The sequence below is a fragment of the Verticiella alkaliphila genome (assembly GCF_018904615.1).
GTDB lineage: Bacteria > Pseudomonadota > Gammaproteobacteria > Burkholderiales > Burkholderiaceae_B > Verticiella > Verticiella alkaliphila.
In genome coordinates, this window is the sequence record NZ_JADCNH010000042.1 from 1 (window position 1) to 25,858 (window position 25,858).

20 protein-coding genes are annotated in these 25,858 nt (G+C 66.9%); 4 read left to right on the forward strand and 16 right to left on the reverse strand.

What is annotated here, in order from left to right; all coding sequences use genetic code 11:
* The 5 genes from IMZ29_RS19030 to IMZ29_RS19050 all read right to left on the reverse strand — a co-directional run.
* Nucleotides 1-263: hypothetical protein (locus IMZ29_RS19030; RefSeq protein ID WP_216187058.1), on the reverse strand; the 263-nt coding region annotated here is incomplete at its 3' end.
* A gap of 225 nt (nt 264-488) precedes the next feature.
* Complete coding sequence (locus tag IMZ29_RS19035) at nt 489-1,637, reverse strand: ribonucleotide-diphosphate reductase subunit beta (protein WP_216187060.1); 1,149 nt, start codon at nt 1,635-1,637, stop codon at nt 489-491.
* Nucleotides 1,638-1,651: 14 nt separating this feature from the next.
* A complete protein-coding gene (locus IMZ29_RS19040; RefSeq protein WP_216187062.1) occupies nt 1,652-4,558 on the reverse strand; it encodes a ribonucleoside-diphosphate reductase subunit alpha in 2,907 nt (968 codons plus the stop codon).
* Nucleotides 4,559-4,854: 296 nt separating this feature from the next.
* Nucleotides 4,855-5,109 (reverse strand): PP0621 family protein, encoded by a 255-nt coding sequence (locus IMZ29_RS19045; RefSeq protein WP_216187064.1) that lies wholly within the window; start codon nt 5,107-5,109, stop codon nt 4,855-4,857.
* A complete protein-coding gene (locus tag IMZ29_RS19050) occupies nt 5,106-5,945 on the reverse strand; it encodes a cytochrome C assembly family protein (protein WP_216187066.1) in 840 nt (279 codons plus the stop codon). The genes IMZ29_RS19045 and IMZ29_RS19050 overlap by 4 nt, the downstream gene beginning before the upstream one ends.
* 29 nt (nt 5,946-5,974) lie before the next feature.
* On the opposite strand from IMZ29_RS19050, the gene ffh reads away from it, so the two are divergent.
* On the forward strand, nt 5,975-7,399 hold the full coding sequence (gene ffh / locus IMZ29_RS19055) for a signal recognition particle protein (protein ID WP_216187068.1): 1,425 nt from the start codon (nt 5,975-5,977) through the stop codon (nt 7,397-7,399).
* A gap of 210 nt (nt 7,400-7,609) precedes the next feature.
* Entirely contained in the window at nt 7,610-7,984 is a 375-nt protein-coding gene (locus IMZ29_RS19060; RefSeq protein WP_216187070.1) for an MAPEG family protein, read from the forward strand.
* A 101-nt stretch (nt 7,985-8,085) separates the two neighbouring features.
* Here IMZ29_RS19060 and IMZ29_RS19065 read toward each other — a convergent pair whose 3' ends face one another.
* From IMZ29_RS19065 to leuS, 6 genes are all read right to left on the reverse strand, one after another.
* Nucleotides 8,086-9,630: a THUMP domain-containing protein gene (locus IMZ29_RS19065; protein WP_216187116.1), complete on the reverse strand. Its 1,545-nt coding sequence runs from the start codon at nt 9,628-9,630 to the stop codon at nt 8,086-8,088.
* A 335-nt stretch (nt 9,631-9,965) separates the two neighbouring features.
* Entirely contained in the window at nt 9,966-10,388 is a 423-nt protein-coding gene (locus IMZ29_RS19070) for a CopD family protein (protein WP_216187072.1), read from the reverse strand.
* Nucleotides 10,389-10,477: 89 nt separating this feature from the next.
* Nucleotides 10,478-11,737 (reverse strand): glutamate-5-semialdehyde dehydrogenase, encoded by a 1,260-nt coding sequence (locus tag IMZ29_RS19075; protein ID WP_216187074.1) that lies wholly within the window; start codon nt 11,735-11,737, stop codon nt 10,478-10,480.
* A complete protein-coding gene (gene holA / locus IMZ29_RS19080) occupies nt 11,734-12,687 on the reverse strand; it encodes a DNA polymerase III subunit delta (RefSeq protein WP_216187076.1) in 954 nt (317 codons plus the stop codon). Before holA ends, IMZ29_RS19075 begins: the two co-directional genes overlap by 4 nt.
* Nucleotides 12,688-12,691: 4 nt before the next feature.
* Nucleotides 12,692-13,249: an LPS-assembly lipoprotein LptE gene (locus tag IMZ29_RS19085; RefSeq protein WP_216187078.1), complete on the reverse strand. Its 558-nt coding sequence runs from the start codon at nt 13,247-13,249 to the stop codon at nt 12,692-12,694.
* Nucleotides 13,250-13,293: 44 nt separating this feature from the next.
* Nucleotides 13,294-15,972, reverse strand: coding sequence for a leucine--tRNA ligase (gene leuS / locus IMZ29_RS19090; protein WP_216187085.1), 2,679 nt, complete (start codon nt 15,970-15,972; stop codon nt 13,294-13,296).
* A gap of 76 nt (nt 15,973-16,048) precedes the next feature.
* On the opposite strand from leuS, the gene IMZ29_RS19095 reads away from it, so the two are divergent.
* Nucleotides 16,049-16,222: a hypothetical protein gene (locus IMZ29_RS19095; RefSeq protein ID WP_216187087.1), complete on the forward strand. Its 174-nt coding sequence runs from the start codon at nt 16,049-16,051 to the stop codon at nt 16,220-16,222.
* Between the two features lie 299 nt (nt 16,223-16,521).
* Here the strand turns inward: IMZ29_RS19095 and IMZ29_RS19100 are convergent, their stop codons facing one another.
* The 5 genes from IMZ29_RS19100 to alaS form a co-directional block, all read right to left on the reverse strand.
* A complete protein-coding gene (locus IMZ29_RS19100) occupies nt 16,522-16,959 on the reverse strand; it encodes an acyl-CoA thioesterase (RefSeq protein ID WP_216187089.1) in 438 nt (145 codons plus the stop codon).
* Between the two features lie 120 nt (nt 16,960-17,079).
* Complete coding sequence (locus IMZ29_RS19105) at nt 17,080-17,727, reverse strand: site-2 protease family protein (RefSeq protein ID WP_216187091.1); 648 nt, start codon at nt 17,725-17,727, stop codon at nt 17,080-17,082.
* A gap of 246 nt (nt 17,728-17,973) precedes the next feature.
* Nucleotides 17,974-18,600, reverse strand: a complete 627-nt coding sequence (locus IMZ29_RS19110) for an L-threonylcarbamoyladenylate synthase (RefSeq protein ID WP_216187093.1) — start codon at nt 18,598-18,600, stop codon at nt 17,974-17,976.
* A gap of 168 nt (nt 18,601-18,768) precedes the next feature.
* Entirely contained in the window at nt 18,769-19,011 is a 243-nt protein-coding gene (locus tag IMZ29_RS19115; protein ID WP_216187095.1) for a sulfurtransferase TusA family protein, read from the reverse strand.
* An 8-nt stretch (nt 19,012-19,019) separates the two neighbouring features.
* Nucleotides 19,020-21,656 carry an alanine--tRNA ligase gene (gene alaS, locus IMZ29_RS19120; protein ID WP_216187097.1) on the reverse strand — a complete coding sequence of 879 codons (2,637 nt, stop codon included), beginning with the start codon at nt 21,654-21,656 and terminating at the stop codon, nt 19,020-19,022.
* Between the two features lie 204 nt (nt 21,657-21,860).
* On the opposite strand from alaS, the gene putA reads away from it, so the two are divergent.
* A complete protein-coding gene (gene putA / locus IMZ29_RS19125) occupies nt 21,861-25,790 on the forward strand; it encodes a trifunctional transcriptional regulator/proline dehydrogenase/L-glutamate gamma-semialdehyde dehydrogenase (RefSeq protein ID WP_216187099.1) in 3,930 nt (1,309 codons plus the stop codon).
* Nucleotides 25,791-25,858 lie beyond the last annotated feature (68 nt).

Sequence of the window (25,858 nt, forward strand, 5' to 3'; positions counted from 1 at the left end):
GCGGCGACCTTCTTGACCGCAGCCTTCTTGGCCGGCGCCTTCTTGGCGGCAACCTTCTTCACGGCGGCTTTCTTGGCCGGCGCCTTCTTGGCGGCGGCGACGGTCTTGGTCGCGGCCTTTTTGGCGGCAACCTTCTTCACAGCCACGGCCTTCTTGGCAGGGGCGGCGGCTTTCTTGACGGCGGCTTTCTTGGCCGGCGCCGACTTCGCTACGGCTTTCTTGGCCGCGGCTTTCTTGGCGGGGGCTTTCTTGGCTGTTGCCATGGTTTACTCCTAGAGTCAGGGCCCATAACACACCCGCCGGGCAAGGTTGCCCGCCGGGCCCATCCATCGCGCGAGCAATGGATGCACTACAGCCATCTGAGATGGCCCGCACCGCAGGGTGTGAGCCATATCAGATGGCACCACGCACCCGACCGGCCTCGCGGCCTGTCGGGTGCGTGTTTACCAATGTGTCATCGCGCCTGACTGCAGGGCATGGCCGGGATATCAGTCCCAACTCAGCGCACCGCCCGTCTGGTACTCGATGACACGGGTTTCAAAGAAATTGCGCTCCTTCTTGATGTCGATCATCTCGGCCATCCAGGGGAACGGGTTCTCCTCGTTGGCGAACAGCGGCTCGATGCCGATCTGCTGACAACGCCGATTGGCGATGAAGCGCAGATAGGATTTGAACATCGGCGCGTTCAGGCCGAGCACGCCGCGAGGCATGGTGTCCTCGGCGTACGCATATTCCAGTTCGACCGCTTCGCGGAACAGCTCGCGGATCTCTTCGCGGAAAGCCGGCGTCCAGAGATGCGGGTTCTCGAGCTTGATGGTGTTGATGAGGTCGATGCCGAAATTGCAGTGCATGGATTCATCGCGAAGGATGTACATGTACTGTTCGGCCGCACCCGTCATCTTGTTCTGACGACCCAAGGCCAGGATCTGCGTGAAGCCCACGTAAAAGAAAAGGCCTTCCATCAGGCATGCGAAGACGATCAGCGACTTCAACAGCGTCTGGTCGGCTTCGGGCGTGCCCGTCTTGAAGTTCGGATCGGCGATGGCATCGATGAACGGGATGAGGAACTCGTCCTTCGCGCGGATCGAGGGAACCTCGTTGTACGCGTTGAAGATCTCGGCCTCGTCCAGATCCAGACTCTCGACGATGTACTGGTAGGCGTGCGTGTGGATGGCTTCCTCGAAGGCCTGGCGCAGCAGGAACTGGCGGCATTCAGGGGCCGTGATGTGCCGGTAGGTACCGAGCACGATGTTGTTCGCCGCGAGCGAATCGGCCGTGACGAAGAAACCCAGGTTGCGCTTGATGATGCGACGCTCGTCGTCCGTCAGGCCATTCGGGTTCTTCCACAGCGCGATGTCGCGCGACATGTTGATTTCCTGCGGCATCCAGTGATTGGCGCAGGTGGCCAGGTACTTTTCCCAGGCCCACTTGTACTTGAACGGAACGAGCTGATTAACGTCGGTCTCGCCGTTGATGATGCGCTTGTCGGCCATGCGCACGCGCGCCGCCGTTGCCGGCGCCGCGGCGCGCTCGCCGGGCTGGGCCACGTCGCCATCGAGGGCGCCCGTGGCAGACCGCACGCCCTCAGGGCGTTGTGCGGTCGTGTGGGTCGGGGTGTCTTCTTCCCAATTGAGCATGTCGGTCCTCGGGTTTATTGGCAGGCTTCGCACTCGTCGAACCCGGGGTCACCGGGACGCATCGTGCAGGCCGCGCCGAGGATTTCCGGCTCGGGGAGGGCGATGGGCGCACCGGCAGCGGCAAGCCCGCCCGTTGCGCCATCGGCGGAGACCGCGTTCAGTTCGCCACCGCGACCGGTGGACTTCTCGGCGCTGGTGGCACCCAGCGTGCGCAGATAGTAGGTGGTCTTCAGACCACGCTGCCATGCGAGCTTGTAGGTCTCGTCCAGCTTCTTGCCGGACGCACCTGCCATGTAGATGTTGAGCGATTGGGCTTGATCGATCCACTTCTGGCGGCGCGATGCGCATTCGACCAGCCACTTCGGATCGACTTCGAAAGCCGTGGCATACAACGCGCGCAGCTCCGCAGGGACGCGATCGATCTTGGCAAGCGAGCCATCGAAGTACTTCAGGTCGGCAACCATGACCTCATCCCACAGACCGAGGTTCTTCAGGTCGCGAGCCAGGTATTCATTGACGACGGTGAACTCGCCGGACAGATTCGATTTCACGTACAAGTTTTGGTAGGTGGGCTCGATGCACGCGGATACGCCGATGATATTTGAAATCGTTGCCGTTGGGGCAATCGCCACGCAATTGGAGTTTCGCATGCCATGCGCTTTGATGCGAGCACGCAACGTATCCCAATCCAACGAAACGCTGTCATCGACGTCGACATAACCACCACGCTCATCACGCAAGAGCTGTACCGAATCATGCGGCAGGATGCCACGATCCCAGAGCGAGCCCTTGAAGCTTTGATAGGCGCCACGTTCGGCCGCGAGATCGCACGACGCGCTGTATGCGAAGTAGCACACGGCTTCCATCGAACGATCCGCAAAGCCCACGGCATCCTGCGATGCATACGGCACGCGCATCATGTGCAGGCAATCCTGGAAGCCCATGATGCCAAGGCCCACGGGGCGATGGCGTTCGTTGGCATTGCGGGCCTTGTCGACAGCGTAGTAGTTGATGTCGATGACGTTGTCGAGCATGCGCATCGCGGTGCTGATGGTGCGCTTCAACTTGTCGTGATCGAGCACGTGGCTGCCATCATCCAGACGCTTCATGTGCGCGACCAGGTTCACCGAACCCAGGTTGCACACCGCGATCTCGCTGTCGTTGGTGTTCAGCGTGATCTCGGTGCACAGGTTCGAGCTGTGCACCACGCCCACGTGCTGTTGCGGCGAGCGGATGTTGCACGGATCCTTGAACGTGATCCAGGGATGGCCGGTCTCGAACAGCATCGACAGCATCTTGCGCCACAGCGTCGTGGCCGGGATCTTCTTGAACAGCGTGATCTCGCCGCTCTCGGCTTTGGCTTCGTAGCCCTTGTAGGCTTCTTCGAATGCACGGCCGACCTTGTCGTGCAGGTCCGGCGTATCGGACGGCGAGAAGAGCGTCCAGTCGGCGTTGTCCATGACCCGCTTCATGAAGAGGTCAGGGATCCAGTTCGCCGTGTTCATGTCCGGCGTGCGGCGACGCTCGTCACCGGTGTTCTTGCGCAGTTCCAGGAACTCTTCGATGTCCAGGTGCCACGTCTCCAGGTACGTGCACACGGCGCCCTTGCGCTTGCCACCCTGGTTGACGGCCACGGCCGTGTCGTTGACGACCTTCAGGAACGGCACGACGCCCTGGCTCTCGCCATTGGTGCCCTTGATGTGGCTGCGCAGCGCGCGCACCGGGGTCCAGTCGTTGCCCAGGCCGCCCGCGTACTTGGCGAGCAGCGCGTTTTCCTTGATGGCGTCGTAGATGCCTTCGAGATCGTCCGACACCGTCGTCAGATAGCACGACGAGAGCTGCGAGTGCAGCGTGCCGGCATTGAAGAGGGTGGGCGTCGAACTCATGAAATCGAAGCTCGAGAGCAGACGATAGAACTCGATGGCGCGCGTGTCGCGATCGGCTTCCTTGAGTGCGAGACCCATGGCCACACGCATGTAGAACGCCTGCGGCATTTCGATGCGGGCGCCGCGCACGTGCAGGAAGTAGCGGTCGTACAGCGTCTGCAGGCCGAGGTAGTTGAACTGCAGATCGCGCTCGTTATCGAGCGCCTGGGCCAGACGTGCGAGGTCGTAGTTGGCCAGTTCCGGATCCAGCAGTTCGTTCTTGATGCCATGGGCAATGAAGCGCGGGAAGTAGTCGACGTAGCGCGTGGCCATGTCGGCCTGGCTCACTTCCTCACCCAGGACTTCACGGCGGATCGTATGCAGCAACAGGCGTGCCGTGACCTGGCTGTACGCCGGGTCCTTTTCGATCAACGCACGTGCGGCCAGGATCGCGGACTTGAAGACTTCATCCAGCGAGACGCCGTCGTACAGGTTCTTGATGGTTTCCTTGAGGATCGCATCGGTGTCGACGTATTCCGTCAAGCCCTTGGCGGCAGCCACGATCAGGTCCTGCAGGCGACCCACGTCCAGCGGCATGCTCTTGTCGCCGTCCTGCACCGTGACCTGGCCGTGTTCGGCATGCAGCTGCACGGCGACCGCACGTTCCTGTGCGCGCTTCTCGCGATACAGCACGTAGGCGCGAGCAACGTCGTGTTCGCCCGAGCGCATCAGCGCGAGTTCGACCTGGTCTTGAATGTCTTCGATGTGGAACGTGCCGCCGCTCGGCTGGCGACGGATCAGGGCGGAGACGACCTGGCCAGTCAGGTCCTCGACGAGTTCACGCACACGGGCCGAAGCTGCACCCTGCCCGCCGTTGACGGCGAGGAAGGCCTTGGTCATTGCGACAGCGATCTTGGCGGGCTGGAAGGACACGACGGCGCCGTTTCGGCGAAGCGTCTTGTAGTCCTGATAGGCGGCGGGATCGGTGGGCAACGGAGCAGCTTGGGGACGGAGCGGGGCCTGCGTGGAACGGGCCACGGTCGTAGTGTTTTGCATGGGGGCTCCAGGAAGTGAACAAGCCACTACGCTATCGGTAGTGGCTTGCCGTGTATTCAGCCACTAATTGTAGTGTCGCAAGTGGTTGTCGGCAAGCCGGAAAAGGTGTCAGCGAATGTTGCTGAGCCCGCTTTCAGCAGGCGAAATCGGCTAGTCAAATCCGGCAGAATCCCCCGCAATGCGTCCCATCAGGAAGGCGCTGGATACCCCAGCGCCCCATGGCGCACGGCATTCGCACCGCCATCCGACGACGAGGCGGGGGCGCGATGATACCTGCGATTGCGAAGGTCTGCAGATCAGGGGGAAATGCGCGCGCCGGCCTTGGCGTGTTCCTGCGAACACCAGGTTCGTCCATCGCGATGGATGGCATCGGACGACGGCAGGTGCAGGCCGCAGTGCGCGCACTGCACCATGGACTGCATGCGCTTGGGCACCGGCCGACGGGGTGTGGCGCGGGCGCGACGATGGCGTGCGGCAGAGTGGCGCGCGAGCAGGCGCATCACGATCAGGGCGACCAGGATGATCCCGGCCCAGAACAGCAGTTTGCTCATCGTTGCAGGAGAAGTTCGATGACGAAGCGGCTGCCGGCGTAGGCAAGCAGCAGCAGGACGAGACCCGCCAGGGTATAGCGTACCGCGACTCGGCCGCGCCAGCCACGCAACCAGCGACCGAGCAGCAGGACACCGAAGGTGGCCCAGGACAACAACGTGAACACGGTCTTGTGATCGAACGGCAGCCAGGGGCCATCGAGCGCGCGCGACATCGCGCTGCCTGTGACGACCGCCAGGCTGAGCAGCACGAAGCCCATGGCGATCAACCGGAACAGCACCTGTTCCAGGACGAGCAACGGCGGGATGGCGTCAAACAGACGCGACCACGCGGGCGACATGCCGGCATGATCGGCGGAGGGCTGGGGACGATGCAGCCGGCGATCCGCCGAGGCCATGAGCAGCGCGTGCAGTGCGGCGATGGTCATGAACGCATAGGCGGCGAGCGACATGATGAGGTGCACGGGCAGCCAGGCGTTGCCCGCGTGCGGGATGACCATCGGCGCGGGCAGCACGATCGGCATCAGGGCGGCCAGGGCGGCGAGCGGCAGGAGCAGCAGCCGTACCCCGTCCACGCGTATGATGAGGCTCTCGAGCCAGAAGACCAGCATGCCGAGCCAGAACGTGGCCGACAGCGCCACGCCCAGCCCCAGGCGCAGCTGATGCGCGCCCAGCATGGCCTGGTACAAGGCCACGCCATGCACCAGCAGCACCAGGGCGAGACCCAACCGTTCGGGGGTGGTGGCCACGCCATCTGCATGACCCGACAGCGCGCGCCAAGGCCGCCAGGCGAGCGCCGCATATCCCAGGGCGGCCAGTGTGTGCAATACAATTCCCATAACCGTCCCAGTGTAAGTCATTCCCATTCATGCTAGATAATCTCACCAATCGCCTGTCGCGCGTGGTCAAGACGCTGCGCGGCGAGGCGCGGCTGACCGAATCCAACACCCAGGAGATCCTGCGCGAAGTGCGCATGGCCCTGCTCGAGGCCGACGTCTCCCTGCCCGTGGTGCGTGCGTTCGTGGCGCGGGTCAAGGAAAAGGCCCTGGGCGAGGAAGTCGTCGGCAGCCTGACGCCGGGCCAGGCGTTCGTGGGTGTGGTCAATAAAGAGCTCACCACCCTCATGGGCGGAGACCTCGGGCCGCACGCGAGCGAATTGTCCCTGGCGCAGCAGCCGCCGGCCATCATCCTCATGGCCGGCCTGCAGGGCGCGGGCAAGACGACCACCACGGGCAAGCTCGCCCGCTGGTTGCACGAAGGACAGCATACCCACGACGGGCGCAAGACGGGCAAGAAGAAAGTGCTCGTCGTGAGCGCGGACGTCTACCGTCCCGCCGCCATCGAGCAGTTGAAGACCGTCGCCGCGCAGGCCGGGGTGGATTTCCTGCCCTCCGACACCAGCCAGACGCCGGAAGTCATCGCACGCAATGCCGTGGACCACGCGCGGCGCTATCACTATGACGTGCTGCTGGTGGATACGGCAGGCCGTCTGGGCGTGGACGAGGCGATGATGCGCGAGATCAGCGCGTTGCACGCCCTCCTGAAACCCATTGAGACGCTCTTCGTCGTCGACGCCATGCAGGGCCAGGATGCGGTGAACGTCGCCAAGGCTTTCAACGATGCCTTGCCGCTTACCGGCGTGGTGCTCACCAAGCTCGACGGCGATTCGCGCGGTGGTGCGGCGTTGTCCGTGCGTGAAGTCACGGGCAAGCCGCTCAAGTTCGTCGGCGTCTCCGAAAAGCTCACGGGCCTGGAGCCCTTCCACCCGGAGCGCATGGCGCAGCGCATCCTTGGCATGGGCGACATCGTCTCGCTCGTCGAGCAGGCGCAGCAGGCCATCGATCACGGCGAAGCGCAGAAGCTCGCCGCCAAGCTCAAGTCGGGCACGCGCTTCGATCTCAACGATTTTCGCGACCAGCTCGCGCAGGTGTCCAAGCTGGGCGACATGGGCTCGCTGATGGAGAAGCTGCCCTCGCAATTCGCCCAGGCGGCGGGTCAGTTGAAGAGTGGGCAGGCCGATCAGCAGATGAAGCGCATGCGCGGCATCCTGGATTCCATGACGCCAGGCGAGCGCGCCAAGCCCGAACTCATCAAGGCCTCGCGCAAGCGCCGCATTGCCGTGGGCTCGGGCGTGCCGGTGCAGGAGGTGAACAAGGTGCTCGCGCAGTTCGACCAGATGCAGGGCATGATGAAGCAGATGAAGAAGGGCGGCATGGCCAAGATGATGCGCGCCATGGGGGGCATGAAGGGCCTCGGCGGGTTGAAGCTGCCGGGCGGCTTCAAGATGAAGTAAGCGAAGGCCGGCGTATTGCCGGCCTTTTTTGTTTTGCCGCCGGGCCGCCCCAAGGCAAAAAGCGCCCCCTCGGGGGGCAGCGAGCCGAAGGCGAGCGTGGGGGCATTTTCCAGCCGCCGGGCCGCCCCAAGGCAAAAACGCGGCCCCCTCGGGGGGCAGCGAGCCGAAGGCGAGCGTGGGGGCTTTTGAGCGGTTTACAAGGAGACACGCATGACCCAGGTGACCTGGCTGTTGCTGGCCGCAGCATTCCTGCCCTTGTTGAGCGCCGTGGCGGCCAAGGCCGGCGGGGATCGCTTCGACAACGAGACGCCGCGCACGTGGCTCTCGAAGCAGGAAGGCTGGCGTGCCCGCGCCAACGCGGCGCAGCAGAACGCGTTCGAGGCGCTGCCTTTCTTCTATGCGGCGGCGCTGTTCGCGCTGCACCAGGGCGCCGACCCGGGGCGGCTGGGCACGTTGATGGGGTTCTGGCTGCTGGCGCGCATCGCCTACCTCGGCTGCTACATCGCCGGCCGTGGCCTGCTGCGCTCGTTGGTGTGGGTGATCGCGCTGGCGCTGAACATCACGATCCTGTTCTCAGGCAACTGACACCGCGGATCTGAATGCAAGAAGGCCCGGATCGGCAGATGCCAGCTCCGGGCCTTCTTGCATTCACGGGTGCCGGCAGCAGGGCTGCCGACGTCCCGCCACTACAGCTTCTGACGGTAGCTGCCGCCCACGATCTCGAAGGCGAAGAGCCGGCATTCCAGTGCGCCGTTGTACAGCGGCGTGCGGCGTTGCGCATTCAGGCGCAAAAGCCCCGGCAGACCGCGGTCCGTCGTGATGACGTGCACCTGCCAGCCGTCGAAGTGCGCCTTGAGGCTGCTCGCCCACTCGCTCCACAAGCCATCCTCGTCCGTCTCCAGACGCTCGCCATAGGGCGGGTTGGTGACGATCCACCCAGGCACGTCCGAGGGCGGCCGCACGTCGCGCGCATGCGCCACGGAGAACTGGATCGTGTCCGGCCCCAGACGCGCACGCTCGGCGTTCTGGCGCGCGGCATCGATGGCCCGCGGATCGATGTCGCTGCCCACGAGCGGGACTTCGATTTTCGTGCGGATCTGCCGTTGGGCATCGGCCTTCAGGCTGTGCCAGACACGTTCGTCGTGATTGCGCAGACGCTCGAAGCTGAAGGGACGCGACATGCCGGGTGGCACGCCCAGGGCGATGAAGGCCGCCTCGATCAGGATCGTGCCGCTGCCGCAGAAGGGGTCGACCAGCGGGGTGTCGCCCTTCCAGCCGGACAGGGCCAGCAGACCCGCCGCCAGGTTCTCGCGCAGCGGCGCCTCGCCCTTGTCGAAACGCCAGCCGCGCTTGAAGAGCGACTCGCCGGACGTGTCCAGATACAGCGTGGCCGTGGTCTCGTCCAGAAAGACATGCACGCGCGCATCGGGGCGCACGGTGTCGATGTCCGGACGCTCGCCTTCGCGGTCGCGCAGGCGATCGCAGATGCCGTCCTTGGCGCGCAGGTTGCAGTACTGCAGGCTCTGCATCGGGCTGCGGATGGCCGAGGTGTCCACACGCAGTGTCTGCTCCGCGCCGAACCAGCGCTCCCACGGCGTGTCATAGGCCAGGCGCAGCAGATCGTCCTCGGTCTCGATGGGCCCGTGGGCTACCTGCACCAGGATGCGCGTGGCCAGGCGGCTGTGCAGGTTGGCGCGCATGACGTCGAGCCAGCTTGCGCGGAACCGCACGCCCGAGCGGCCCGGCTGGACGTCCGTCAAGCCGAGTTGCGTGAGCTCGTCGGCAAGCGCGGCTTCCAGCCCTTGCGGGCACGGCGCGAACACGGGGTAGATGTCGGCCGGCGTGGTCGCATGACGCGGCGTGGGCCGCTCGCCCGGGGCATCGTCTCGCGGCGCGCGGGGGCGGAAGCCGCCCTCCGAACGCGGGCTGCGAGGGCCGCGGTCGTTGTCGTCGCGGGGGCCACGATTGAAGGGGCGGTTGTCGTCGCCACGCGGGCGGAAGCCGCCATCAGGACGCGGGCCGCGAGGGCCACGGTCGTTGTCATCGCGAGGCCCACGATTGAAGGGACGGTCGCCTTCGGGGCGCGGGCCGGAAGCCACCCTCGGGACGCGGGCCACGGGGAACACGGTCGTTCTCGTCGCGGGGACCACGATTGAACGGTCGGTCGCCTTCGGGGCGTGGACGGAAGCCACCCTCGCGACGCGGGCCACGAGGACCACGATCGTTGTCATCGCGAGGACCGCGATTGAACGGTCGGTCGCCATCGGGGCGCGGGCGGAAGCCGCCTTCAGGACGCGGGCCGCGCGGGCCACGGTCGCCTTCGGGGCGAGGACGGAAGCCGCCTTCAGGGCGCGGGCCGCGAGCACCACGGTCGTTATCGTCACGCGGACCGCGGGATGCGTTTTTCTTGGGGGCGGCGTCCGGCGATGCGGCGCGATCGCGGGCTACGCGGTGGGCGCGGGCGCCGGTGCGCACGCTCTCGCGCGAGGGGTCGGCCTCGCGGGGCTTGCCCGGCTTGAGGGAGAGCGTCTTGCGCTCGGAATCATCAGCCACGGATAGGCTCTAATCAGAAAGGTTTGACGACCACGAGAATCGTGATGGCCAGGAGGAAGAGGACCGGGATCTCATTGAACCACCGGTAGAAGCGGGCGGAGCGGGTGTTGCGGCCCGCCTCGAACTTGCGCAGCAGCACACCACAGCCGTGGTGATAGCCGATGGTGAGCAGCACCAGGAAGAGCTTGGCGTGCATCCAGCCGCTGCCCGGGCTCATGCCGATGCGATAGACCATGAAGAGCCACAGGCCGAGGCCGACGGCCGGAAAGGCCAAGATGGTCATGAAGCGAAAGAGCCGGCGCGCCATGCCAAGGAGCATGTCGCGCGCACCCGGATCCGTCGTCTGCGCGAGGTTCACGAAGATGCGCGGCAGGTAGAAGAGCCCTGCGAACCAGGATGCGATGAAGACGATGTGCAGCGCTTTGATCCAGAGCATGAGCATGAGGCGTCCGGCAACGTGAAGGACAAAAGGAATCATCCGCGCGGGCGTGGCCCACGCGGTGCGGATACTGCGGTACCAGGCAGTCAGCCGCGCAGCTGGCCGTCGCCCAGCAGCACCCACTTCAGCGTGGTCAAGCCTTCGAGGCCGACCGGGCCGCGCGCGTGCAGCTTGTTCGTGGAGATGCCGATCTCGGCACCCAGGCCGTACTCGAAACCGTCGGCAAAGCAGGTGGGCAGGTTGACCAGCACGGAGGCCGAATCCACTTCACGCTGGAAGCGGCGCGCCTCATGCAGGTCGCGTGTCACGATGGCATCCGTGTGGTGCGAGCCCCAGCGCTCGATGTGCTCGATGGCGTCATCGATCGACGCGACCACGCGCACGGCGAGGATCGGGGCGAGATACTCCGTGGCCCAGTCCTCGTCGGTGGCCGGCACGGCCGTGGGCAGGATCTCGCACGTGCGCGCACAGCCGCGCAGCTCGACGCCCTTGGCGGCGAACTCGGCGGCCGCGGCCGGCAGGTAGGTGGCAGCCACGTCGGCATGCACGAGCAGCGTTTCCATGGCACCACAGATGCCATAGCGGTAGGTCTTGGCGTTGACGGCGATGCGCACGGCCTGGTCCAGGTCGGCATGGCTGTCGACATAGACGTGGCAGTTGCCGTCCAGGTGCTTGATGAGGGGCACGCGCGCATCGCGCTCGAGCGCGGCGACGAGACCCTTGCCGCCGCGCGGCACGATGACGTCGACGTACTCCGTCATGCTCGCGAGCAGCGTGACGGCGGCGCGATCCGTGGTCGGCACGGCTTGCACGGCATCCGCGGGCAGGCCGGCGGCCTCCAGGCCCTGGCGCACCACCTCGGCCAGCGCCAGGTTGGAGTGCAGGGCTTCGGAGCCGCCGCGCAGGATGGCGGCGTTGCCGGACTTCAGGCACAGCGCGGCCGCATCGATCGTCACGTTGGGCCGCGACTCATAGATGATGCCGATCACGCCCAGGGGCGTGCGCATGCGGCCCACCTGCATGCCGTTGGGGCGTGTCTGGGTGGCCGTGAGCTCGCCCACCGGGTCCGGCATGTCGGCGATCTGGCGCAGGCCGATGGCCATGAGCTCGATCGCACGATCCGAGAGCTTCAGGCGATCGAGCATGGCGGGCTCGAGGTTGCGCTCGCGAGCGGCTTGCAGATCCCGCGCATTCTCGGCCTGGATGCGCTCGCGCGCAGCGAGCAGCAAGTCAGCCATGGTGCGCAGCGCCTTTGCCTTGGCTGCGCCCGGCGCGGCAGCCATCTGGCGGGCGGCGCGGCGGGCGTTGCGGCCCAGGGTTTGCAGGGTGGTGGCGAGCTCGGTCATGGCTGGGGTCGGGCAGTGGATTGTCGGGTGAGGCGCAGGGCCAGGGTGGTGAGTTCCTGCCACGGATCGCCCAGGCGTCCAGGCGCGGAGAGCCCCTTGATGAGGCGGTCGATATCGTGGGCGTGGCGGATGGCGGCGGCGCCGGCCGTGTGGGGCGCGCGGCCCCAGGTCTGCGTGACAGCCCATAATACCAGCGGCAGCGCCTCGCCTTCGGCGCGCAGGCCTTCGAGCATGCGCACCACGCGCACGGCGTCGCCGGCCTGGATGGCTTCACGCAGCTTGAACGCGTTGTAGCGCGCCACGTTCATGACCGCGTCCTGCACCTGTTCGATGCTGAGCTTGCCCGGCGGATAGGCCAGGCCGAGCTTCAGGATCTCCTGGTGCGCCGCGAGCAGGTTGCCCTCGACGCGATCGGCGATCCAGGACAGCGCGTCGCGATCGGCGCTTTGGCCTTGCGCGGCCAGGCGCGTGCCGATCCAGGCGGGCAGGGCGGGGCGATCAATGGTGGGGATGTCCACCAGCACGCCCGCCTTGGCCAGCGCGAGGAACCAGGGTGCCGCGCGCAGGGTGCGGTCCAGGCGCGGCAACTGAATCACGGTGAGCGTATCGTCCACGCCTTGCTCGGCCTGCTGCGCGAGGCGGATCAGTACGTCGCCACCGAGCTTGCCCGGCTTGCCCGTGGGCAGACGCACTTCGAGCAACTGCTTGTCGCCGAAGAGCGAGCCGGAGCTCGCATTGCCGGCGAGGGCATTCCAGTCGCTGCGCGCATCCATCAGCAGGCTGCGTCGGTCGGTGAAGCCTGCCTGGCGCGCGGCGGCGCGCAACGCGTCACCCGCTTCGATGACGAGCAGCGGCTCGTCTCCGGCGATCACGTAGAGCGCGGCCAAAGCCGTGCCCGCCTTGGCCAGATGGCTGCCGAACTGCTCGGGTCGCAGGGAAACGCCTTTCATCCGTCTACCGGATGGCGCGCGGCGTGGTGACGCGTTCGCTGCGCGCGCGCTCGGCGGCGGCACGCGTGTCCGCAGCGCCCAGGCGATGCACGATGCGCTGCAGCAGGTCCGCCCGCATGGCGCGATACAGCATCTCGGCTTCGCTTTCCTTGGATTGCGCGACGTTGTCGTCGTAGTACAAGGTGCGCGTGGCGATCAGCGTGGTGGGCGGCACCAGGAATTCACCCTGGTTGTCGAGCACCTGGAAGACGATGCGCAGCGTGAGGTCGAATTCCTGCACGCGGCCTTGCGCCGTCAGCGCGAGTTCGGTGCGCTCTCGCCCCTCGTCCAGGATCTGCAGCTGGGCCTCGGCGCCCTGGGCCGTGTCCACCACGCGGGTCTGCGAGGTGGCTTCGATCTGCCGGCGCAGCTGCGCGCCGAATTGCGAATTCGGCGACAGGTTGATGTAGAGCGTCGAGAAGGGCAGCTCGGTCGTGCCGCGCAGCGCGAAGCCGCAAGCGGCCAGGCTGGCGCAGAGCAGCAGGCCAAGGAAGACCCGCATCACTCGAGACGGCTGGAACATGGTGGGATCCTGGGGGCGCATGGTGCGGCTCTGCGATGGCATGCTCAGCCGACGACGTTGACGAGTTTACCGGGCACGACGATGACGCGCTTGGGCGGACGGCCTTCAAGGAACTTGGCCACCGCCTCGTGGGTCAGGGCCTGCGCCTCGATGGCGGCCTTGTCGGCGGATGCCGCCACGCTCAAGGCTCCGCGCAGCTTGCCGTTGACCTGCAGCATCAGCTCGACTTCATCGAGCACGAGCGCGGTCTCGTCCACCGTGGGCCAGGGCGCATCGAGCACGTCGCCGTGCTGCGTCGCAAAGCCCAGTTCACGCCAGAGCTGCCACGTGATGTGCGGCACGACCGGGTACAGCAGGCGCAGCAGCACCGAGAGGCCTTCGGCCGTCACGGCCTGGGCCACCGCCGGCGTGGCGGCCGACAGGTCGGCCTGCTCCAGGGTGTTGAGCAGCTTCATGCCTGCCGACACCACGGTGTTGTACTGCATGCGCTGGTAGTCGTAATCGGCCTGGCGCAGGATCGCGTGGATGTCGCGGCGCAGCGTCTTCACGGCGCTCGGCGCGGCGGACCAATCCACGGTGCCGACGGCGAGCGCGGCGCTCACGGCCTCGCGTTGCTGGTAGCTCCAGCTCCAGAGGCGGCGCAGGAAGCGCTGCGCGCCATCGAGCGCGCTGTCGGACCACTCGAGCGTCTGCTCGGGCGGGCTCGCGAACATCACGAAGAGGCGGGCCGTGTCGGCGCCCTGCGCGTCGATGGTGGCCTGCGGATCCACGCCGTTGTTCTTGGACTTGGACATCGTGCCCACGCCACCGTAGTCGATGGCCGAGCCGTCGCGCTTCAGGGTGGCGCCCACGATCACGCCCTTGGCGTCATAGACGTTGTCGACTTCCTCGGGCCAGAAGTACTCGATGCCGCCGTTGGCGGTGCGGCGCGAGTAGATGTGGTTGAGCACCATGCCCTGGCACAGCAGCTTGGTGAACGGTTCGTCGAACTTGACCAGGCCCAGGTCGCGCATGACCTTGGTCCAGAAGCGCGCGTACAGCAGGTGCAGCACGGCGTGCTCGATGCCGCCGATGTACTGGTCCATTGGCATCCAGTAATCATTGCGGCTGTCCACCATGGCCTCATCGTTGCCGGGCGAGGTGTAGCGCATGAAGTACCAGGACGAATCGACGAACGTGTCCATCGTGTCCGTTTCCCGGCGTGCGGGCTTGCCGCAGCTCGGGCACACGCACGACAGGAAGGCTTCGCTCTTGTTGAGCGGGTTGCCGGAGCCGTCGGGGATGAGGTCATCGGGCAGGACAACTGGCAGATCCTTGGCCGGCACGGGCACGGGGCCGCAATCGGCGCAGTGGATGATGGGGATCGGGGTGCCCCAGTAGCGCTGGCGCGAGATGCCCCAGTCGCGCAGACGGAAGGTGGTCTGCTTCTCGCCCAGGCCTTGCGCGCCCAGATCGGCGGCGATGGCGTCGATGGCGGCCTCGTAGGTCATCCCGTCGTACTTGCCGGAATGGATGGTGCGACCGGGCACCCCCATGCCGGGCTTGGCGCCATACCATTCCTGCCAGGCGTCCTCGGAGAAGGGCTTGTCGTCGATCTCGATGACTTGCTGGATGCGCAGGCCGTATTTCTTGGCGAAGGCGAAGTCACGCTCGTCGTGCGCGGGCACGCCCATCACGGCACCGTCGCCGTAGCTCATGAGCACGTAGTTGCCGACCCAGACTTCGACGGGCTGGCCGGTGAGCGGGTGGGTGACCGTGAGGCCGGTGGGCAGGCCTTCCTTGTCCTTCAAGGCCAGCTCGGCCTCGGTCGTGCCGCCCTTCTTGCACTCTTCGATGAAGGCGGCAAGCTCGGGGTTGGTCTGCGCCGCGTGCTGGGCGAGGGGGTGCTCGGGCGCCACGGCACAGAAGGTCACGCCCATGACGGTGTCGGCACGCGTGGTGAACACGTACAGCTTGCCGTCCTGGATCAGTTGGCCGTCGGCGCCACGGATCTCGTGCGGGAAGGCAAAGCGCACGCCCTCGCTCTTGCCGATCCAGTGTTCCTGCATCAGGCGCACGCGCTCGGGCCAGCCCGGCAGGCCGTCCTTGACGGCGGCGAGCAGCTCTTCGGCGTAATCGGTGATGCGCAGGTAGTAGCCGGGAATCTCGCGCTTTTCCACGGGGGCGCCGGAGCGCCAGCCGCGCCCGTCGATCACCTGTTCATTGGCGAGCACGGTCTGATCGACCGGGTCCCAGTTCACGACCTGGGTCTTGCGATAGGCGATGCCCTTTTCCAGCATCTGCAGGAACAGCCACTGGTTCCATTTGTAGTAGGCCGGGTCGCAGGCGGTCATCTCGCGCGACCAGTCGATCGCCAGACCCATCGCCTGCATCTGCTTCTTCATGTAGGCGATGTTGTCGTAGGTCCACTTCGCGGGCGGCACCTTGGACTTGATGGCGGCGTTCTCGGCGGGCATGCCGAAGGCGTCCCAGCCCATGGGCATCAGCACGTTGTAACCACGCATGCGCAGCTGGCGCGCCATCATGTCGTTGATGGTGTAGTTGCGCACGTGGCCCATGTGCAGCTTGCCGCTGGGGTAGGGCAGCATGGAGCACGCATAGAACTTGGGCTTGTCCGAGCCGTCGGCGGCCTTGGCGTGTTCGGTGACACGGTACGCGTCGATCTGCTTCCAGTGGGCCTGGGCGGCGGATTCGACGGTGGCGGGGTGGTAGCGTTCCTGCATGGCGGGGCTCGGATGACGCGGCGCGCGCGTGGGTGGGGACAAACGGGGAATTATAGGAGGTGTGGGGCGGGGGTGCTTGCTGGTTCTTGAGACGCTGCTGGTCTTTGAGATGTTGCTGGTTCTTGAGACGTTGCTGGTCTTTGAAATGTTGCTGGTTCTTGAGACGCCACTGGCGTGGGTGCCGGGCGGCGGGCCGGTCGCGCGGCCGGGCCTTCACGGCCCGGCTTCCCTCTCGCTCCGGATGTCGTGACGGGCGGTCGGCGAACTCGGAGGGTGGACAGTCCCCCGGACTGTCCACACCCGCCTCCTCAGACATCGCGCCCCTTGCCTCCCGTCCAGACCCCGCCCGCTCGGCGTGCTCCAACGGCCCGCCGCCCGGCACCCACGCCAGCGGCTGCGCCTGTATGGCCGCGTGGCTTGCTCGTGGCCGCATTGCGGCCACATCGGGTTGGCTTGCGTGGCAGCCGTCAGTATCTGGTGGTCTACCTAGGCCAAGTTGGATTCTGTCTCTGCGGGGCGGGCGTCCCGTGGGCAGGGGCGCATTGCCCTTCAGGCGGTCTCGGGCGCCACGCGCTCGAAGGTGGCCAGGTGCTCGCGCCACGCGGTGGGGATGGGGACGCCCTTCTTGGCGGCCACGTCGGCGTACACGTAGAGGAGTTCGCCGCCCACGAGGAAAGTGTCGCCGCGAAAGATGCCGCCCTGGACGGTCATGCTGCTGCGGCCCAGGCGGGCGCAGCGCATGCCGATCTCGAGTTCGTCGTCGAATTCGGCGGAGGCCTGGTAATCGATGGTGGCGCGGCGCAGGAACATCTCGATGCCTTCGCGGGCCTGCACCTGGCTGTTGGGCAGGCCGGTAGCGCGCCAGTATTCGGTGAAGGCGACGTCGAAATACAGCATGTAGTGGCCGTTGAAGACGACCTTCTGCATGTCGACTTCGGCCCAGCGCACGCGCAAGGGGTGGAAGAAGGCGAATTCCGAGCGGTTCATGCGGCTCCCCGTGTTGTCGTTGTTGGAGCGGGGAGTCTAGCAGCGCGGCGGGGCGGGGGGCGGCCGGGGATCGAGGTCGTGGCGTGCCCGCCGGGTCAGGACGGGCAAGGCCGGATCGGCTCAGAGAAAGAGGCCAATGATGGCGCCGCCCAGCGCGAGCATGGGCGAGATGAGGGTGCCGAGCACGCCGGTGGCGAGCAGCACGAGCAGGATGATGAGGCCGTAGGGCTCCAGGCGCGAGTACTGGTAGGCGAGGCGGTTGGGCAGCAGGCTGAAGACGACGCGCCCGCCGTCCAGGGGCGGCAGCGGCAGCAGGTTGAGCGCCATCAGCACGAGGTTGACCTGCACGCCCGCCATGGCCATCTCGATGAAGAAGGATTCCCGCACGCCGGTGCCCACCATCATGCGCAGCGAGATCACCCACAGGATGGCCATGAAGAGGTTGGCGCCGGGGCCGGCCAGCGCTACCCACAGCATGTCGCGCTTGGGCCGGCGCAGGCTGCCGAAATCCACGGGCACGGGCTTGGCCCAGCCGAAGAGGAGGCCTGCGCCGCCCAGGAGCTTGCTGCTCAAGAGGATCAGGGCGGGCACGAGGATGGTGCCGACCGGGTCGATGTGCTTGACGGGATTCAAGGTGACACGGCCCATCACGTAGGCCGTGTTGTCCCCGAAGAGGCGGGCGACGTAGCCGTGTGCGGCTTCGTGCAGGGTGATCGCGAAGATCACCGGGATCGCGTAGACCGCGATCGTTTGAATGACCGATTCCATGGGGCGATTGTAGCGGGGTGGGGGCCGTGCGGGTACGTATCTCTCTGTCGGCAATAATGAGTCGCGCTGGCCGCTTCCGGCTAAGCCCGGCTCGCGTCGGTGCCGAATGTGCCTACGTTCGATGAGGTGGACGTGCCCGACTTCGTAGGGGATTCGTGGATCGGAGTCCTCGCGTCCAATGGGCTACTGGAGCCCGTCGCGCGCAGGCCGCAAAGGAACACCCACGGCGCGGCAGCGCCGCGCCTGTCAGACGCGGATGCCCAGCAAGGCAGGGTCGCCGCGTCCTTCACGGATGAGTTCGGGCTCGTCGCCCGACAGATCCACCACCGTGGTGTAGCGCGTCGGACAGGGGCCGGCTTCGATGATGCCGGCCAGCGCATGCTCGAAGCGGTTGCGAATCTCCTGGGGGTCGTTCAGCGGTTCGGTCTCGTCCGCGGGGATGAAGCTGGCTGAGAGCAGCGGGCCGGTCTCGGCATACAGCCCGGCCACAACGGGGTGATCGGGCATGCGCAGGCCGATCGTCTTGCGCGACGGGTGCGAGAGCCGGCGCGGCACTTCGCGTGTGGCCTGCAGGATGAAGGTGAAGGGGCCGGGCGTTGCCGCCTTGAGCAGGCGGTACTGCTGGTTGTCGACACGGGCGAGCTGGCCGATGTCGGCGAGATCGCCCACGAGGAGCGTGAGGTGATGGCGCTCGTCGACACCGCGCAGGCGGCGGATGGCGTCGGCCGCTGCCTTGTCGTCCAGGGCCGCCACGACGGCATAACTCGAATCGGTGGGGATGGCGAGCAGACCGCCCTGGCGCAGCAGGGCGGCGGCCTGCTTGAGCAGGCGGGGTTGCGGGTTCTGCGGATGGACAGAGAAATACTGGGCCATGGTGTTCTTCTCGGTGACTGGCGCGTGTGCCACGGGGGCAAGCAGGAATCCTGCCTGCGCCGCGTGTCAGCCTGGCGACGGTGTCTGCCTTGGGGCGAGCAGCCCCTCAGGATGTCGAAGGCCCGCAGGACGTGGGCGTCGTGCGGGCCTGAGATCGAGCGATGACGCCTACTTGCGCGCCAGGTAATGAATGAAGCGCGGGTTCTCGTCGTCCTGCCGCAGCAAGGCGTTGCCCGTCTGGCGGCAGAACGCGCGGAAATCCGCCATGGAGTGCGGATCAGTCGACACCACGCGCAGCACTTGGCCGGTGGTGAGCGTGGCCAGGGCTTTTTTCGCGCGCAGGATGGGCAGCGGGCAGGTGAGCCCGCTGGTGTCGATGTCCAGGTCCGGGGTGGGCGTGGCGTCGTCCATGCGCCGCCTTACGCGCCGAGCTTGCCGTCCACCCAGGCGCGTGCCTCGGTGAGGGCTGCGGGCAGGGCGCTGGCATCGGTTCCACCGGCCATGGCCATGTCGGGACGACCACCGCCTTTGCCGCCCACGCGCTGCGCGACGACGTTGACGAGGTCACCGGCCTTGACGCGGTCGGTCACGGCCTTGCTCACGCCAGCGGCCAGGCTCACCTTGCCGCCCGCTTCCACGGCGGCCAGCAGCAGCACGGCGTTGCCGAGCTTGTCCTTCAACTGGTCGATGAGGCCACGCAAGGCCTTCGCGTCCACGCCGGACACGGCGGTGAGCAGCACCTTCACGCCGCCCACGTCCACGGCCTGGCCCGCCAGATCGTTGCCCGCGCTGGCGGCGAGCTTGTCGCGCGCCTGGGCCAGATCCTTCTCCAGGATGCGGATCTCACCCTGCAGCTGCTGGATGCGCGTGCCGAGTTCGGCCGGCTGCGCCTTGAGCATGGCCGCAGCCTGCTGCAGCGTGGCGTTGGTCTTCTGCACCCAGGCGAGCGCATTGTCGCCCGTGATGGCCTCGACGCGGCGCACGCCGGCGGCCACACCGCCTTCGGCCACGATCTTGAAGAAGCCGATGTCGCCGGTGCGCTGCACGTGGGTGCCGCCACAGAGTTCGCGCGAGAAGCCGATGTCGAGCACGCGGACTTCATCGCCGTACTTTTCGCCGAAGAGCGCGGTGGCGCCACCGGAGACGGCCTCGTCATAGCCCATCAGGCGGGCCTGCACGGGCTGGTTGGCGAGGATCTCGGCATTGACGATGGCTTCAACCTGGGCGATCTGCTCGGGCGTCATCGGGGCATCGTGCGCGAAGTCGAAGCGGGTCTTTTCGTGGTCGACCAGCGAGCCTTTCTGCTGCACGTGCTCGCCCAGCACCTGGCGCAGGGCCTTGTGCATGAGGTGGGTCGCGGAGTGGTTGCGCACGGTGCGCGCCCGGCGCACGGTGTCCACGTCCGCACGGACGACGTCGCCCACGGCCAGCGAGCCCTGCTCGAGGGTGCCATGATGGCCGCTCACGTCGGCCACGATCTTGAGCGTATCGAGCACGGCAAAGCGCACGCCGTCGGCCGCGAGGACGCCGGTGTCGCCATGCTGGCCGCCGGATTCGGCATAGAACGGGGTGTGATCCAGGACGACCACGGCGTTCTCCTGGCCGGCCTCGAGACGCTCGACGGCCGTGCCGTCTGCGTAGAGGGCGACGACGCGCGCGTCGTCATAGCCGAGGTGTTCGTAGCCGTGGAAGGTGGTCTTGGCGCCTTCATAGGTAAGGCCGGCGGCCATCTTGAACTTGCCCGCGGCACGCGCCTGCGTGCGCTGGCGTTCCATCGCGGCGTCGAAGGCGGCGGTGTCGACCTGCACGTTGCGTTCGCGGCAGATGTCGGCCGTGAGATCCAGCGGGAAGCCGTAGGTGTCGTACAGCGTGAAGGCGGTGTCGCCATCCAGCGTGGCGTTCTCGCCCGCCGGCAGCGCCGACAGTGCGGCATCCAGGATGCGCATGCCGTGGTCGAGCGTCTCGCCAAAGCGCTCTTCTTCCTGCTTGAGCACCTGGGCCACGCGCTCCTGCAGATTGGCAAGTTCGGGATAGGCGTCACCCATCTCGGCGACGAGATCCGGCACCAGCTTGTGGAAGAAGGGCTTGGTCTGGCCGAGCTTGTAGCCGTGGCGCAGCGCGCGGCGGATGATCCGGCGCAGCACGTAGCCGCGGCCTTCGTTGCCGGGGATCACGCCATCGACGACCAGGAACGAGCACGCGCGGATGTGATCTGCGATGACCTTGAGCGAATTCTGGGTGAGATCCTGCGTGCCCGTCTCGCGGCCCGCCGCGGCGATGAGGCGCTGGAAGAGATCGATCTCGTAGTTGCTGTGCACGTGCTGCAGCACGGCGGCGATGCGCTCCAGCCCCATGCCGGTGTCCACGCAGGGCTTGGGCAGCTTGGTGAGATTGCCGGCCGCATCGCGCTCGAACTGCATGAACACGAGGTTCCAGATCTCGATGTAGCGGTCGCCGTCTTCTTCCGGAGACCCGGGCGGGCCGCCCCAGACGTCCGGGCCGTGATCGAAGAAGATCTCCGAGCACGGGCCGCACGGGCCCGTGTCGCCCATCTGCCAGAAGTTGTCCGAGGCGTAACGCGCGCCCTTGTTGTCGCCGATGCGGATGATGCGTGCCTCGGGCACGCCGATCTCATCGCGCCAGATGGCGTAGGCCTCGTCGTCTTCGGCATAGACCGTGACCCAGAGCTTCTCGGCGGGCAGCTCATACACCGTGGTGAGCAGCGCCCAGGCGTAGCGAATGGCGTCGCGCTTGAAGTAGTCGCCGAAGCTGAAATTGCCCAGCATTTCGAAGAACGTGTGATGACGGGCCGTGTAGCCGACGTTCTCGAGATCGTTGTGCTTGCCGCCCGCGCGCACGCTGCGCTGGCTGCTGGTGGCGCGGGTGTAGGCGCGCGTCTCGCGTCCGAGGAAGAGATCCTTGAACGGCACCATGCCCGAGTTCGTGAAGAGCAGCGTCGGATCGTTGCCGGGCACCAAGGATGCTGATGGCACGACCGTATGGCCATTTGCCGCAAAGAACTGCAGGAATTTCTGGCGGATGTCGGCGGATTTCATGAGCTGGACAGGCAAGAGGCCATGGGAGCAGGCTAACAGGCAATTATAGGCGCTGCCGCCAGTGGGCAGGCGTGGTGCCGGGGGGATGATGCGGGAATGCCACGACTGGGTTGCACCCTGGCAACACCAGGGTTGCACTCTGCGTGCGCAAATTGGTTGCACCTTGCGTAGAATGCGCTCATCCCTGTCTGCCGGATTCCTGCCATGACTTCCACTACCCTCGGCGTCAAAGTCGACGAACCACTGCGCAACCGCATCAAGGAGGCGGCGGCCCAGGTCGGCCGTACCCCGCACTGGCTCATCAAGCAGGCGATCTATTCGCTGCTGGACGACATCGAGCGCGGCCGCATGCCTTCGTTCCTGCAGCATCTGGCGGTGGAGGGGGGCGGTACGGGCGAGCAGGACGAGCCCGCGCAGGATCCCGTGCTCGCCGAGCCGCTGCCGCAACCCTTCTTCGACTTTGCGCAGACGGTGGCGCCGCAATCCGTGCTGCGCGCGGCGGTGACCTCGGCGTATCGCCGCCCGGAGCCGCAATGCCTGCCGATGCTGATTGGCCTCGCACGCAGCGCCGATCCCGCCAGCGTCAGCACCCTGGCCACCCGGCTCGTCAAGGCGCTGCGCGAAAAGCGCTCGGGCGGTGGAGTTGACGGCTTGATCCAGGAGTTCTCGTTGTCCAGCCAGGAAGGCGTTGCCCTCATGTGCCTGGCCGAGGCCTTGCTGCGCATCCCGGATCGCGCCACGCGCGACGCCCTCATCCGCGACAAGATCTCCGGCGGGGATTGGCAGTCGCACCTGCGCACGTCGCCGTCCATGTTCGTGAACGCCGCGACGTGGGGCCTCATGATCACCGGGCGCCTGGTCAGCACGAACAGCGAGCGCGGGCTGGCCTCGGCGGTGACGCGGCTGATCGGCAAGGGCGGTGAGCCCCTGATCCGCAAGGGCGTGGACATGGCCATGCGCCTGATGGGCGAGCACTTCGTGAGCGGGGAGACCATCTCGGAGGCGCTCGCCAACAGCCGCAAGTGGGAAGCCCGCAACTTTCGCTACTCCTACGACATGCTGGGCGAAGCGGCCACCACGGCCAAGGATGCCGAGCGCTACTACGCCGCGTACGAGCAGGCGATCCATGCCATCGGCAAAGCCTCGGCAGGGCGCGGCATCTACGCGGGCCCAGGCATCTCCATCAAGCTATCGGCGCTGCACCCGCGCTATTCGCGTGCGCAGCAGGAACGCGTGATGGACGAGTTGCTGCCGCGGTTGCGGGCGCTGACGCTGCTCGCACGCCGCTACGACATCGGCCTGAACATCGATGCCGAAGAGGCCGACCGGCTGGAGATCTCGCTGGACTTGCTCGAAGCGCTCTGCGAGGACCCGGCACTCGCGGGCTGGAATGGCGTGGGTTTCGTCATCCAGGCCTACCAGAAGCGCGCGCCCTACGTGATCGATTACGTGACCGATCTTGCCCGCCGCACCCGGCGGCGCCTGATGATCCGGCTCGTCAAGGGCGCCTACTGGGATAGCGAGATCAAGCGGGCGCAGGTCGAGGGGCTGGAGGGCTATCCGGTCTACACGCGCAAGGTCTATACGGATGTCTCCTACCTGGCGTGTGCGCGCAAGCTGCTCGATGCGCCGGAGGCGGTGTACCCGCAGTTCGCCACGCACAATGCGCATACGCTGGCGGCCATCCATGCCATGGCGGGTCAGAACTACTACCCCGGGCAGTACGAATTCCAGTGTCTGCACGGGATGGGCGAGCCGCTCTACGAGGAAGTGACCAAACCCGTGGAGGAGGGCGGCCTCGCGCGGCCCTGCCGCATCTATGCGCCGGTGGGCACGCACGAGACCCTGCTCGCCTACCTGGTTCGCCGGCTGCTCGAGAACGGCGCGAATACCTCCTTCGTGAACCGTATCGCGGATCCGGACGTGAGCCTGGACGATCTCGTGCGCGATCCCGTGGAGGAGGCGCAGGGCATTTCTCCGCTGGGCGCGCCGCACCCGCGCATTCCTTCGCCTGGCGACCTCTATCGCGCGCAAGGCGGTGGCGAACGACAGAACGCGCTCGGGCTGGATCTCAGCAACGAGCAGCGCCTGGCCTCGCTCTCGGCGGCGCTGCTGGCGAGTTCCACCGTGGCCTGGCGGGCTGCGCCCGCAGGCGCAGCCGAGGATGCATCGGCATTGGCGGTGACCAATCCCGCGGATCGCCGCGACGTGGTGGGGCATGTCGTCTCGGCTCGCCCGGAGGATGTGGACGCCGCGCTCGAGCGTGCTGTCCACGCCGCACAGATCTGGCAGGCAACGCCTGCCGAGGAGCGCGCGGCCTGCCTGCGCCGCGCGGCGGACCTGCTCGAAGGCCGCATGCAGCCCTTGCTGGGACTCATCGTGCGCGAGGCGGGCAAGTCCTTCTCGAATGCGATCGCCGAGGTGCGCGAGGCCGTGGATTTCCTGCGTTACTACGCCTTGCAGGTGGAGACGGGCCTGGCCAACGACACGCACCGCCCGCTGGGGCCGGTGGTCTGCATCAGCCCCTGGAATTTCCCGCTCGCCATCTTCCTGGGGCAGGTGTCCGCGGCGTTGGCTGCCGGCAACCCGGTGCTGGCCAAGCCGGCGGAACAGACTGCGCTGATCGCCGCCCAGGGCGTGCGTCTGCTGCACGAGGCGGGTGTGCCGGAAGCGGTCGTGCAACTGCTGCCGGGCACGGGCGAGACGGTGGGGGCGGCCCTGACCGCCGACCCGCGTGTGCGCGCCGTGATGTTCACGGGCTCGACGGCGGTGGCGCGGCACATCGCCCGCGCGCTCGCCGGCCGCCTGGATGCCCAGGGGCAGCCGATTCCGCTGATTGCCGAGACGGGCGGGCAGAACGCCATGGTGGTGGACTCTTCCGCACTGGCCGAGCAGGTCGTGATGGACGTGGTGCAGTCGTCCTTCGATTCGGCAGGCCAGCGCTGCTCGGCACTGCGCATCCTGTGTCTGCAGGACGACGTGGCGGATCGCGTGCTGGGCATGTTGAAGGGGGCGATGCGCCAACTGACCGTGGGCAATCCTGACCGCTTGTCGACCGACGTGGGACCTGTGATCGATGCCGAGGCGCGCGATGGCATCGAGCGGCACATCGAGGCCATGCGGGCGCGCGGCTTCGCCGTGGATCAGCTCGCCTTGCCGGCAGGCTGCGCCAACGGCACGTTCGTGCCACCCACCCTGATCGAGATCGAGGCCGTCGCCGACGTCGAGCGCGAGGTGTTCGGACCGGTCCTGCACGTGGTGCGCTATCCGCGCGCGCAACTCGACCGCCTGATGGAGGACATCAATGCCACGGGCTATGGCCTCACGTTCGGCGTGCACTCGCGCATCGACGAGACCATCGACCGGCTCGTGACCCGGGCGAAGGTGGGCAATGTCTACGTGAATCGCAACGTGATCGGCGCCATCGTCGGCGTGCAGCCATTCGGCGGTGAGCGCCTGTCCGGCACCGGTCCGAAGGCGGGTGGACCGCTGTACCTGCCGCGCCTGCTCGCCACCGCGCCCGTGGGGCGGCCCGCCGGCCTGGAGCCTGAGTCCGCCCTGCTCGCGCCGCTCGATGCGCTGGCGGAATGGCTCGAGGGGGAGGGCGACACGTCGGCTGCGACCCTGTGCCGTCAATGGCGACAGGACAGCGCCGTGGGCGCGGCGACCCTGCTGCCCGGGCCGACGGGCGAACGCAACACCTACCGGCTCGAGCCACGGGGCCCTGTGCTCTGCGTGGCGCGCAGCCCGCATGGCGCGCGGGTGCAGCTTGCCACCGCGCTGGCGGCCGGGAATCCGGCCTGGTTCGTCCAGACCGGGAACGATGCCGGTCCCGCCCTGGCGGGTGCCTTGCCCCAGGCCCTGGCAGCCTGGGTGCGCGTCGTGCCCGAGGTGGCGCTGGATGCCGGCGACGCCCTGGGCGGCGTGCTGTTCGAGGGCGATGGGGATGGCCTCATCGCGTTGAGCGAGAGGCTGGCCGAGCGCGACGGCCCCATCGTGCAGGCGCAGGGTCGCACCGTGGCCGAGCTGGCCCAGGGCCGCGCGTATCGGCTGGAACGCCTGTTGGCCGAGCGCTCCGTCAGCGTCAACACCGCCGCCGCCGGCGGCAATGCGAGCCTGATGACCATCGGCTGATGGCCACGCCGTGGTAAAAAGCGCTTGCGCGGGAAATTTTTCCCATGCTATAGTTCGGCCCTCACAGC